The sequence below is a fragment of the Parafannyhessea umbonata genome, assembly GCF_900111255.1.
In the GTDB taxonomy this organism is placed as follows: domain Bacteria; phylum Actinomycetota; class Coriobacteriia; order Coriobacteriales; family Atopobiaceae; genus Olsenella_J; species Olsenella_J umbonata_A.
The window spans coordinates 60759-72491 of record NZ_FOGP01000007.1; the positions used below are offsets into that span (position 1 = coordinate 60759).

The window sequence follows — 11733 nt, forward strand, 5'->3', positions numbered from 1 at the left end:
AGGCAGGGCATGGCACAGGTATGGAAGTTCTTCTCGCACGAGGATGACTATTCCGACATGAGCGAGGAGGGGGCATGCGCCCGACTGGGGCGCGCCCTCTCGATCAAGACCGTTGACGGACCCACGCGCGACACGACGGACTGGTCGACGTTTGACGAGCTCGAGGCGCACCTTCGCGCATCGTTCCCGCTTACGTTCGGGCGGGCTGCGGTCGAGCACGTCGACCACTCGCTCATGCTCACCATCAGCGGAGAAGACCCCTCGCTTCTGCCCGCGCTCTTCATCGCGCATATGGATGTCGTTCCCGTGGTCGAGGGGACGGAGGACGACTGGGAGCACGATGCGTTCTCGGGGCACGTGGACGACACCTACGTCTGGGGCCGCGGTGCCCTCGACATGACCGACCAGCTGATGGGCGAGCTCGAGGCGACCGAGTACGCGCTCGCCCATGGCTGGCGCTTCAGGCGCACGCTCATGCTGTGCTTCGGCCAGGACGAGGAGATGGCCCAGTCGGGAGCCCGCGCCATGGGAAGGCTGCTCGAGGAGCGCGGCCTTCGCTTCGAGTACCTGGTTGACGAGGGTGACTACAACATCGTCGACACCGGCATCTACGGCGCCCCCGGCCGCTTTGGCATGCGCGTCAATCTGTGCGAGAAGGGCTATGCCGACGTCCGCCTGACCGTCCGCAGCGCCGGCGGCCATTCGTCCAACCCGTTTGGGGGGACGTCCCTGGCGACGCTGTCCGAGGCGATCGCCCGCATCTCCCGCCGGGAGTGGCCCGTCGAGCTCATCGACATCAACCGCCGCATGCTCGAGTGCCTGGCGCCGACCATTACGGCCGAGCCCCTGGCGTCGCTCGTGCGTGGCGGCCGCGCGGCGATTGACGCAAACGCCGACGCCATCGCCCGCGAGTTCGCGAGCCGTCGCGAGCTGTACCCGTTCGTCACCACCACCTGCGCGCCCACGATGATCGAGGGCGGGTCCCAACAGGCGAACGTCATGCCGCAGGACATGAGCGCCACCATCAACTTCCGCCTGCTTCCGGGCGTGACGACCGCCGACGTCCTGCGTGCCGTGAGCGAGGACGTCGCGGGGCTTCCCGTCGAGGTCGAGCTGCTGAACGACGCGGCCAACGACCCGTCCGCCACGTCGCGCTCCGACGGCTACGGCTTCCGGAAGCTCGTGGACGTCGCAAGCCGCTACTTCGTGGACCCCCAGACCGACGAGCCGCTCGCGCTGATTCCCGCCATCGTATCGGGCGCGACGGACGCTAGTATGTATGAGCGCGTCTGCGACACGTGCATGCGCTTCTCGGCATTCGTGGCCGACGCCGACGAGGTCGCTCGCGGCGTCCATGGGACCGACGAGCGCATCACCAGACGCGCGTATCTGCAGGGAATCAGATTCTTCATTCGTCTCATCCAGGAGACGATGCTCTAGGGGGACCACCGATGGCCGATGTCAGCGTCGTTTGTGCCGACCACGTCTATGTGAGCGAGGGGAGGCCGGACGAGCGAGCCGCGCTTGTGATGGAGGACTCGCGCATCAAAGCCATCTGCAGCCCCGAGGAGGCCGCGGCGCTTTCGGACGACGCCCCGGTCCGCGACTATGGCGACGCATTCGTCTGCCCCGGCTTCCACGACGCGCACCAGCACGTGTTCCACACGGCGCTCTTCGACTCGGACCTCGCGTGCTCCTTCCCGGGGCACAGCGAGGCCGAGTGCGTGGAGCACCTGCGCGCCTTCGCGCGGTCGCATCCCGGCGACGGGTGGCTGGTGGGCCAGGGCTGGCGTGCCGACCTGTGGGAGCCGGCAGCTCCGCCCACGCGCGACTCCCTTGACGCGGCCTTTCCCGACCGCCCGGTGGCCATGTACTCCGGGGACCTGCACACGCTCTGGCTCAATAGCGCGGGCCTGCGCACGTTGGGCATCACGCAAGAGACCGAGCCGCCCCGGGGTGGCGTGTTCTCGCGTGACGAGGGTGGTCGCCTGACGGGCGTGCTTCGCGAGGCCGCCGGCATGGTCTACGTCGCGAAGGTCTTCGCGAGCCTGCCGCGAGCCGGCGTCATGCGAGCCTACGAGGACTACTTCCAGAGGTGCCTGTCGCAGGGAATCACGAGCGTGTGCGACATGGCGCTTTCGGCCCTGCCGGGCGCCGACTACGTGAACGATGACATCTACGAGGAGCTGCTCGCCCAGGGTCGCCTGCCGCTGCGCGTCAGCATGTTCCCGCAGAACGTGGGCGACTTCGATCGCATCGAGGGCCTGCAGTCCCGCCTGGGCGGGGACCTCCTGCGCGCTCCGGGCACCAAGCAGTTCTTCGACGGCGTCTCGAGCGCGCACACGGCCTGGCTGCACAAGCCCTACGCGAACCCCTACTTCGAGGGCGACTGCGGTCGCCCGACCGTGGACCCCGAGGTCATGCGCAAGTATGTCCTGGGCGCGGCGGAGCGGGGCATCGCGACGCGCATCCACACCATCGGGGACCGCGCGATTTCCGTGGCCATCGACATCTTCCGCGAGGCGCTCCAGAAGTACGGGCGTCCTCGCCAGGGGATGAACTCCATCGAGCACGTCGAGAACCTGACGCCGGACGACGTGCGGGCCATGGCCGACATCGACCTGGTGGCCTCGGTGCAGCCGCAGCACGTCGTGATCGACGTGACGCAGCCCGAGCGCGACCTGGGGGCGGAGCGCGCGGGCTTCATGTGGCCCTTCGCGAGCTATGAGCGCGCGGGCGTCACCATGGCCTTCGGCACGGACAGTCCCTGCGTCCCCAACAGCGCCATGCAGGTCCTGAGCTGCGCCGTCACCAGGGAGCAGCCCTGGGACAACCAGCCGGCAGGCGGCTGGCTTCCCCGGGAGCGCATCGGCATGGCCAAGGCCATCGACGCCTACACGCGGGGCCCGGCCCGTGTGGCCGGCCGCGAGGCCGACCTGGGCACGCTCGAGCCGGGCAAGCTCGCCGACTTCGTCGTGCTCGACCGCGACCTCATGCAGGCTGACCCCGAGCAGATCCAGGACGTGCGCGCGACGGCCACTTACGTGGGCGGCGTGCTGGCCTGGGAGCGATAGCGGGCGCGGCAGGAAGCCCTTCCTGCCCGCCACACGACGTCCGCACGTTTTGGGTACCATCGTGTGAAACCCAACGGCCAAGGAGGACCAATGCAGGACGGATTCGTAAGCGTCGCGGCTCGCACCCCGCGCGTGAGGGTGGCGGACGTCGACTTCAACGTCGAGGCCTGCGAGCACGAGGTGACGGACGCAGCGCAGGGCGGCGCCAAGATCGTGGTGCTGCCCGAGCTGGCCGTGACGGGCTACACCTGCGAGGACCTCTTCTGGCAGGACAAGCTGCTGCGCGCGGCCGAGAGGGGCGTCGCCCGCCTTGCCCAGAGGGTCGCCGCCCTGGACGTCCTGGTTCTGGTCGGGACTCCGGTGATCGCCGGGAACAAGCTCTACAACTGCGCGGTCGCGCTCAAGGGCGGCCGCGTCCTGGGCATCGTTCCCAAGACGTTCATCCCCAACTACAACGAGTTCTACGAGGCCCGGCACTTTGCGAGCGGGCCGCGGGAGGTCTCCTACGTCGACTTCGCGGGCGAGAAGGGCGTCCCCTTCGGCACGAGCCAGCTGTTCTCGTGCGAGAGCGTGCCCAACCTCGTCGTCGCGGCGGAGGTCTGCGAGGACTTGTGGGTGAGCGAGCCTCCCTCGATCGCGCATGCGCGCGCCGGCGCAACGGTGATCTGCAACCTCTCGGCCTCCAATGCCATCGTCGGCAAGGCGTCCTACCGCCGCGACCTTGTGGTGGGGCAGAGTGCCCGCCTGGTCTGCGGCTACGTCTACACCAGCGCCGGCTGGGAGGAGTCTACGCAGGACGTCGTCTTCTCGGCCCATGACATGGTTGCCGAGAACGGGACGCTGTTGGCCGAGGGCGAGCCCTTCGGCCACGCGCAGGCCCAGAGCGAGATCGACGTCGACATGCTCGCGGCCGAGCGCAGGCGCCTCTCCACGTACGAGGCCGCGCCGTCGCCCGAGGCCGCGGGCTACGAGGTCACGCCCTTCTCCCTTGAGGTGGGGCAGACCAGGCTGTCGCGTCGCGTCGACCCCCATCCGTTCGTGCCCGCGAGCGCCCGGCGCCGCAACGAGCGCTGCGAGGACGTCCTCTCGATCCAGTCCTATGGCCTGGCCAAGCGCCTGTCGCACACGCATGCGGGCTCCGCGGTGATCGGCGTCTCGGGAGGCCTCGACTCGACGCTCGCCCTGCTGGTAACCGCTCGCGCCTTCGACCTGCTCGGTCTCGACCGCTCGGGCATCATCGCCGTCACCATGCCGGGCTTCGGCACCACCGAGCGCACGCACGGCAACGCAACCGTCATGGCCGACGCCCTTGGCGCCACGCTGCGCGAGGTCTCGATAGCCGCGTCTGTGCGCCAGCACTTTGCCGACATAGGCCACGACGAGTCCGACCACTCCGTCACGTACGAGAACGCGCAGGCGCGCGAGCGCACGCAGATTCTGATGGACATCGCGAACCAGGAGGGCGGCCTGGTCGTGGGTACCGGCGACCTCTCGGAGCTCGCGTTGGGCTGGGCGACCTACAACGCCGACCACATGAGCATGTACGGCGTCAACGCGTCCATCCCCAAGACGCTCGTGCGCCACCTGGTGCGCTATGTGGCCGACACCTGCGGCTCGCGCGAGCTGGCCGACGTGCTCATGGACGTGCTCGACACGCCCGTCTCGCCCGAGCTCCTGCCCGCCCAGCAGGACGGCACCATTGCCCAGTGCACCGAGGACCTCGTCGGTCCCTACGAGCTGCACGACTTCGTGCTCTACCAGGTGCTGCGCCGCGGCTTCGGGCCGCGCAAGGTGTATCGCCTCGAGCGCTACGCCCTGGGCGAGAGCTACGACGACGCGACCATGCTCAAGTGGCTCAAGACCTTCTATCGGAGGTTCTTCGCGCAGCAGTTCAAGCGCAGCTGCCTGCCGGACGGGCCGAAGGTCGGCTCGGTGGCCGTCTCTCCCCGTGGCGACCTCCGTATGCCCTCGGACGCCTGCGCGACCCTGTGGCTTAAGGAGCTTGAGGGACTCAACTAGGCCAAAGGGCAATAAAATACCAGCTCAGAGCCTACTTCTTGTCGGTGAGAAAATCTAAGTGTTGCATGTAAGATTTTTTCAATATCGTTGTATAAGACTTCCATTCTGGGTATGATTCACAACGTTGGAAAAGCGGGGTGCGCAACACCGCGTTGCCCTGCGCTGCGTCACGCGCCCCAGCGCGCGTTTCTAGGAGGTTAGCTATGACTCTCAAGCCTTTGGGCGATCGCGTCCTCGTCAAGCCTGCTCCCAAGGAGGAGAAGACTGCCACCGGTCTCTACATCTCTTCCGGCGCACAGGAGAAGCCGCAGCGCGGCGAGGTCGTCGCGGTCGGCGCCGGCAAGACGAACGAGAAGGGCGAGCGCGTCGCTCTTGACGTCCAGGTTGGCGACCAGGTCTACTACGGCAAGTTCGGCGGCAACGAGGTCAAGCTCGACGGCGAGGATTTCCTGCTGCTTCGCGCGGATGACATCTACGCCATCATCACCGAGTAACTTCGCGTCCCTTTGACGCTTCCGGGGCTTGGCCCCGCCCACTGATACTTTCATTTGGAGGAACAAGAACATGGCAAAGGACATTGCTTTCGGCACCGACGCCCGCGCTAAGCTCGCCAAGGGCGTGAACACGCTTGCTGACGCCGTTACTACCACGATGGGCCCCAAGGGTCGCTACGTTGCCCTCGAGCGCTCCTTCGGCGCTCCCACGATCACCAACGACGGCGTCTCTGTCGCCAAGGAGATCGAGCTCAAGGACCCCGTCGAGAACATGGGCGCCCAGCTGGTCAAGGAGGTTGCTACCAAGACCAACGACACCGTCGGTGACGGCACCACCACCGCGACCCTGCTTGCCCAGGTCATCGTCAACGAGGGCCTGCGCAACGTCGCCGCTGGCGCCAACCCCATCGCCATCCGTCGTGGCGTCGACAAGGCCGTCAGCGCCGCCGTCGAGCAGATGAAGTCCGCCGCCCGTGACGTCTCGACCTCTGAGCAGATCGCTTCCGTCGGCACCATCTCTGCTGGCGACCCCGCGATCGGCAAGAAGATCGCCGAGGCCATGGAGGTCGTCGGCAAGGACGGCGTCATCACGGTCGAGGACTCCCAGACCTTCGGCATCGACATCGACACCGTCGAGGGCATGCAGTTCGACAAGGGCTACATCTCCCCGTACTTCGCCACCAACAACGACACGATGACCGCCGAGCTCCAGAACCCCTACATCCTGATGACCGATCAGAAGATCTCTAACATCCAGGACATCCTTCCGGTTCTCGAGGCCATCCAGAAGTCCGGCTCCCCGCTGCTCATCATCGCCGAGGACGTCGACGGCGAGGCCCTCGCGACCCTGATCCTCAACAAGCTCCGCGGCACCCTGAACATCGCCGCCGTCAAGGCTCCCGGCTATGGCGACCGCCGCAAGCGCATGCTCGAGGACATCGCCATCCTCACCGGTGGCCAGCCTGCGATGAAGGAGCTCGGCGTCGAGCTCACCGACATCACCGCCGAGATGCTCGGCCGTGCCAAGTCGGTCAAGATCACCAAGGACAACACCACGATCGTCGACGGCGCCGGTGCCAAGGAGGCCATCGAGGACCGCATCAACCAGATCAACTCCGAGATCGAGCACACCGACTCCGACTTCGACCGCGAGAAGCTCCAGGAGCGCAAGGCCAAGCTGGCCGGCGGCGTTGCCGTCATCAAGGTCGGCGCCGCGACCGAGGTCGAGCTCAAGGAGGTCAAGCACCGCATCGAGGACGCGCTCCAGGCTACGCGTGCTGCCGTCGAGGAGGGCATCGTCGCGGGCGGCGGCGTCGCGTTCCTGCAGGCCGCCAAGAGCCTCGACGCCGTCGAGACCTCTGACAACGACGAGCTGATCGGCGTCGAGATCATCCGCAAGGCACTCTCTGCCCCCGTCAAGACCATCGCCCAGAACGCTGGCTTCGAGGGCTCCGTCGTCGCCGAGAAGATCAAGGGTCTGCCCGAGGGCGAGGGCCTCAACTCCGCCAACGGCGAGTGGGGCAACATGATCGAGATGGGCGTCCTCGACCCCGTCAAGGTCACCCGCACCACGCTCCAGAACGCAGCCTCCGTTGCCTCCCTCATCCTCATCACCGAGGCAACCGTCTCTGACGAGCCCAAGAACACCAGCATCGAGGAGGCCATCTCCGCCGCCGCTGCCCAGGGCGGCCAGGGTGGCATGTACTAAGGCCACCACGCCCCGAGCGTAGGCAAGCCATAAGGCATTCGGACCCCGGCCGTGCTGGGCGAGAAGGTCAAGTCCTTCTCCCCGTGGCCGGGGTCTTCTTATGCGTGGGCGCATCTGGCGTGGGATTTCTTGCTGCGCTCAATCTGCGATGCGCGCGAAGGAGCACCCCGGTTGCCGTTCGTGCTGGTACAATCAACACTTGTGAAGAGTGAGGGGGAGATGCATGGCCGAGCATCGCGACATGATTGATGACCTGATCGACATCCAGAGCGACTGGAGGGCCGTCTCCAATCCGTTGGGCAACATTGCCGGCACGCTGGCGGCCAACCCCGAGGACGTCAAGGTCTTCGACCCCTCCGAGTACAAGGGCCGTCCCCGCGCGAACTCGCTCTTCTGCGTCCGGGTCGCCGCTCGGGACGAGGCCGCCTGCTCGCGCTGTCTGGACGTGTGTCCGGTGAGCGCCATCGCGATCGAGGGTTCGTCGGTCAAGGTCGATGACTCCTGCCGCAAGTGCGGGCTGTGCACCTCGGTCTGCCCGACCGAGGTGTTCCTGGTCCAGAAGATCATGGCCAAGGCGCTCTACGACAAGGTCGCACGCGTGGCCAGCGCCTATGAGCAGTGCTACGTCACCTGCACCCGAGCCATGGGATGCCTTCACCGGCTGCCCAAGGACAACGAGATCGTCCTGCCGTGCGTCGGCGCCATGTCGGCCGAGCTGTGGTTCTCCCTGCTGACCGAGTACGACAACCTGAGCGTGTACCTGCCCGTCGGCATCTGCGACAAGTGCCGCACCACCACCGGCGAGGAGTGCTACGTCAACCAGATCGGCCAGGCCGAGGAGTGGAGCGGCCGCTCCGTGGGGCTCGAGGTGGACGAGGCCGCCCTCAACCACGAGCAGACGCGCGCCTACAAGCGCAGCCAGTTCATGGGAAGCATGGCCAATGCCGGCAAGTCCCTGGTGGCTGCGTCCAATCCCGCGCTCGCGGGCGCCGCGGCGGTCGCCAACAAGATCAAGCGGCACTCTAACCAGATCTACGAGATGCAGCGCTCGCTCGAGCGTACGGTGGGCGAGAAGACCCAGGCAAACAGGCGCCGCATCCTCACCCAGAACCGCAAGGCAACCCTCACCGCACTCCAGGCGCACCCGCGCCTGGCAAGGCGCCTCGACCTGAAGGTCCCCGCCTGCGACGCGTCGCTGTGCACCATGTGCGGCGACTGCCTCAAGGCCTGCCCGCAGCACGCCTGCGACCTCGACGCGCAGGGGCGCTTCTCGGTCGAACCCGCTTATTGTGTCAACTGTGGCGCCTGTGCCGTCGCATGCGAGGAGGGGGCGCTTACGATGGTGTCCTGCGACCCCGCGGCCCTCGTCGTCGTGGACGAGGAGGCCGAGCGCAAGAAGCGCGCGGCCGCCAGGCAGCGCGCCAAGATCGCCGAGGCCAAGGAGCGGGGCAAGAAGCAGCTGAACAAGGTGCTTGACGGCCTCGAGCGCCTTGCGGACGAATAGCGAGCCGTATCGATAGCCGCCCTCGGACGGCATGACCAAGCAGGAGATGAAGAAGTGGCACTTTCGATTGGTATCGTGGGTCTCCCCAACGTGGGCAAGTCCACGCTCTTTACCGCACTCACCAAGAAGGGTGGCCTCGCCGCCAACTACCCCTTCGCCACGATCGACCCCAACGTGGGCATCGTCAACGTTCCCGACGAGCGCATCGACGAGCTCGCCAAGATGGTCAACCCCGAGAAGCTCGTTCCCGCCACCGTCGAGTTCGTGGACATCGCAGGCCTGGTCAAGGGCGCAAATGCCGGAGAAGGGCTCGGTAATCAGTTCCTCGCCAACATCCGCAACTGCGATGCCATCTGCGAGGTCGTGCGCTTCTTCAAGGACCCGGACGTCATCCACGTCGACGGCCGCGTCGACCCCACGGCTGACGCCGACACCATCCAGACCGAGCTGATCCTGGCTGACCTTGGCTCGCTCGAGCGCTCCATCCCCAAGCTCGAGAAGGAGGCCAAGCGCGACAAGGACCAGAAGCCGCGCCTGGACATTGCCAAGCGCCTTCAGGACTGGCTGAACGAGGGCAACCGCGCGGCGACCCTCGACATGACCGACGACGAGCGTGCGGCCGCACACGACCTGTTCCTGCTGACGATGAAGCCGATTCTCTACGTGGCCAACTGCGACGAGGACCAGCTGCACGACGAGCCGGTCATCGACGGCCAGAAGGCGATTCCCATCTGCGCAGAGGTCGAGGCCGAGCTGAGCGAGCTCGACGCCGAGGAGGCCGCTGAGTACCTGGAGTCCCTGGGCCTCGAGCACTCGGGTCTCGAGACGCTTGCACAGGCCGCCTACCGTCTGCTGGGCCTGCAGTCCTTCTTCACGGCCGGTCCCAAGGAGGTCCGTGCCTGGACCGTTCGCATTGGGGCCAAGGCCCCCGAGGCGGCAGGCGTCATCCACTCCGACTTCGAGCGTGGCTTCATCAAGGCCGAGACCATCGGCTACGACGACTACGTGACGCTCGGGGGAGAGCAGGGCGCCAGGGAGGCCGGTCGCCTGCGCATGGAGGGCAAGGACTACGTCGTTCAGGACGGCGACGTCATGGTCTTCCGCTTCAACGTCTAGCCTCGCTCACGCTGCGGCCTGCCCCGTGACGGGGGTGGGCGCAGGGCAACCAATCGTTTCCAGGGGAGTCCCTACGGGGACTCCCCTTTTTCTAGGCTGTGCCATCGTGCGTACCCCCTATGAGTCTTGGGGAGAGAGACGTTCTGGGCAAGCGTCGGCCACAGACCATGGTTGGTCTGGCGCCACAAAAGGCGCGCCTCCCAAGGGGAGGCGCGCCTGTGGGCCTAGCCTGAGATGCCGAACTAGGAGTAGTCGGAGCCGATGACGACAACGACGTCGACGATGGTGCTCACGCTTCCGTCGTTCTTGACGGGCTCGACGTCCAGGCCGAGCTTCTCTGCGACGCCCATAGCCCTGGCCAGGTTGTCGCCGTTGTAGTAGATCTTCGTCGTCTTCGTGTTGCTGTCGGCGTTGTCGGCGGCGGCGGTGAAGCCGGCGCCGTTGAGCTTGTTGGCGACGTTGGAGGCGACGCCCGAGACGCCGGATGCGTTGAGGACCGAGACGTTGCCGTTGTGGACTGGCGTCACCGAGCTGGAGTCGCCAGAGCCGGAGCCATCGCTGGAGCCGACGGTGCTCTGGCCGACGGAGCCGGCAACGCCCGCGGTGAAGTCGTCGCTGGAGGAGTCGTAGGGCGGCTGGCCGCTGTCGACGCGCTTCATGATGGCCTTCCACTTCTCGGTGTCGCAGATCTCGTACCACGTGTTGTTGACGTACTTCGAGATGGTGGGGCACTGGCCGGAGTAGATGTCGTTGCTGACGTCGATGCCGGTGAACTGGGTCGCCAGGCTGACGATGGCGCCCACGTCCATGTCGGTCTTGACGTAGCCGGCCATGGTCGAGATGGAGTTGGCGATGGTCAGCGGGTCGGAGCCCATGACCTTGTCGACGACCGATCCGATGAGCATGCGCTGGTTGGCCTCACGGTAGAAGTCACCGCCGCCGTACTGGTCGTAGCCGTGGCGGCAACGGCCCAGCAGGCCCGCGGTCGTGCCGTCGAGGTGCTGCTTGCCGGCGGGCAGGTCGAGCCCGGTGTAGTTGGGGTCCTGTACGGCGACGGGAAGGTCGACGTCGACGCCGCCGATGGAGTCGACGACCTTGGCGAAGCCGTCCATGTCGATCTCGGCGTAGTGCGAGATCTTGATGCCGGCGAACTGCTCGACCACCTGGGTGGCGTACGCCGCGCCGCCGTAGGAGTAGGCGGAGTTGATCTTCTGCTTGCCGTTGGCGCCCATGTCGACCATGGTGTCGCGCGGAATCGAGACAAGCGTGACCTTCTTTTGGGTCGGGTCGACCCTCGCAAGGATGATCGTGTCGGTGCGGTAGTTGCTGTAGCTCTCGCCGTAGTCGGCGCTCTGGGCGCGCTCCTCGTCCTTGTCGATGCCCAGCAGGAGCATGTAGAACGGCTCGGAGTTGTTGGTGTCGCTCAGGACGTTGAGGAGGTCGCTGTCGACGCCCCGGGTAATCTTGCCGTTGATGTTCGCGATGAACGCCGCGACGGCCACGGTTCCGCTCACCAGCAGGGCGAGCGCGGCGATGCCGATGGTGCGCAGCACGCGGTGCTTGCGGCGGTTCTGCCTGCGCTTGGCGGTGTAGTGCGCGAGTCCGTTGGTTCGAGAGTACTGGGACGCGTCATCGGTGCTCGAGAACCTGCTGGAAGATGCGAATGTCGCGTTGGAGCGGGCCATCTGCTCCTCGTGGGACATGTGCGAGTGCTTGCTGTGTGCTCCCAAAATTGCTCCTCATGGCTCGGGCGGCGCGCTGCCGCCTGGCCGGAAATCGCAGTAGTAGCAACTATTACAACCAACTAAGTTTAGCCGC

General features: G+C 66.3%; 8 protein-coding genes. 7 read left to right on the forward strand and 1 reads right to left on the reverse strand.

The genetic code is table 11. From position 1 onward, the window contains the following. Positions 1-9 precede the first annotated feature (9 nt). From BMY31_RS08305 to ychF, 7 genes are all read left to right on the forward strand, one after another. On the forward strand, positions 10-1440 hold the full coding sequence (locus tag BMY31_RS08305; RefSeq protein ID WP_091009765.1) for a M20/M25/M40 family metallo-hydrolase: 1431 nt from the start codon (positions 10-12) through the stop codon (positions 1438-1440). 11 nt (positions 1441-1451) lie between these two features. Next, a complete protein-coding gene (locus BMY31_RS08310) occupies positions 1452-3074 on the forward strand; it encodes an amidohydrolase (protein WP_091009768.1) in 1623 nt (540 codons plus the stop codon). Positions 3075-3164: 90 nt separating this feature from the next. Then, positions 3165-5093, forward strand: a complete 1929-nt coding sequence (locus BMY31_RS08315) for an NAD(+) synthase (RefSeq protein WP_078687755.1) — start codon at positions 3165-3167, stop codon at positions 5091-5093. Positions 5094-5296: 203 nt separating this feature from the next. Further along, a complete protein-coding gene (gene groES / locus BMY31_RS08320) occupies positions 5297-5587 on the forward strand; it encodes a co-chaperone GroES (protein ID WP_078687754.1) in 291 nt (96 codons plus the stop codon). Positions 5588-5657: 70 nt separating this feature from the next. Beyond that, positions 5658-7295, forward strand: coding sequence for a chaperonin GroEL (gene groL / locus BMY31_RS08325; RefSeq protein WP_078687753.1), 1638 nt, complete (start codon positions 5658-5660; stop codon positions 7293-7295). Between the two features lie 223 nt (positions 7296-7518). Next, on the forward strand, positions 7519-8799 hold the full coding sequence (locus BMY31_RS08330) for a 4Fe-4S dicluster domain-containing protein (protein ID WP_091009771.1): 1281 nt from the start codon (positions 7519-7521) through the stop codon (positions 8797-8799). Positions 8800-8853: 54 nt separating this feature from the next. After that, positions 8854-9915 (forward strand): redox-regulated ATPase YchF, encoded by a 1062-nt coding sequence (gene ychF / locus BMY31_RS08335; protein WP_091009774.1) that lies wholly within the window; start codon positions 8854-8856, stop codon positions 9913-9915. A gap of 242 nt (positions 9916-10157) precedes the next feature. Here ychF and BMY31_RS08340 read toward each other — a convergent pair whose 3' ends face one another. Beyond that, the gene (locus BMY31_RS08340) at positions 10158-11645 is read right to left on the reverse strand and encodes an LCP family protein (protein ID WP_180371391.1); all 1488 of its coding nucleotides are present in this window, start codon (positions 11643-11645) and stop codon (positions 10158-10160) included. Positions 11646-11733: the final 88 nt, after the last annotated feature.

Bases quoted from the DNA above. Each gene is read 5' to 3' on its own strand.
- BMY31_RS08310 (WP_091009768.1), top strand. From the start codon at position 1,452: ATGGCCGATGTCAGCGTCGTTTGTGCCGACCACGTCTATGTGAGCGAG.
- groES (WP_078687754.1), top strand. From the start codon at position 5,297: ATGACTCTCAAGCCTTTGGGCGATCGCGTCCTCGTCAAGCCTGCTCCC.
- BMY31_RS08305 (WP_091009765.1), top strand. From the start codon at position 10: ATGGCACAGGTATGGAAGTTCTTCTCGCACGAGGATGACTATTCCGAC.
- BMY31_RS08315 (WP_078687755.1), top strand. From the start codon at position 3,165: ATGCAGGACGGATTCGTAAGCGTCGCGGCTCGCACCCCGCGCGTGAGG.
- BMY31_RS08330 (WP_091009771.1), top strand. From the start codon at position 7,519: ATGGCCGAGCATCGCGACATGATTGATGACCTGATCGACATCCAGAGC.
- groL (WP_078687753.1), top strand. From the start codon at position 5,658: ATGGCAAAGGACATTGCTTTCGGCACCGACGCCCGCGCTAAGCTCGCC.